Raw genomic sequence first — 322 nt, 5'->3', positions numbered from 1 at the left:
TGTGTATAAGAGACAGCTCTGAACCCATGTCTCAGACCGTCAGTGCCGAAGGCGGCGCCAGCTATGCGTCCGCGGGCGTCGACATCGAAGCGGGCGACCGCGCCGTCGAGCTCATGAAGGAGTGGGTGAAGAAGACGCGCCGCCCCGAGGTCCTCGGCGGCCTCGGGGGCTTCGCCGGCCTCTTCGACGCCTCGGCCCTCAAGCGCTACGAGCGTCCGCTGCTCGCCTCCGCCACCGACGGCGTCGGTACGAAGGTCGACATCGCCCGCCAGATGGGCGTGTACGACACCATCGGCCACGACCTGGTCGCGATGGTCATGGA

General features: G+C 67.7%; 1 pseudogene. It reads left to right on the top strand.

The window, feature by feature from the left end:
• Positions 1 to 26: 26 nt before the first annotated feature.
• Positions 27 to 322: pseudogene (locus OQ02_RS39705) on the top strand (phosphoribosylformylglycinamidine cyclo-ligase); the annotation flags it as partial.

The organism is Saccharothrix sp. NRRL B-16314 (assembly GCF_000716595.1).
In the GTDB taxonomy this organism is placed as follows: domain Bacteria; phylum Actinomycetota; class Actinomycetes; order Mycobacteriales; family Pseudonocardiaceae; genus Actinosynnema.
The sequence above is the reverse complement of the archived record's forward strand: the minus strand, read 5'-3'. Positions and strand labels throughout refer to the sequence as shown.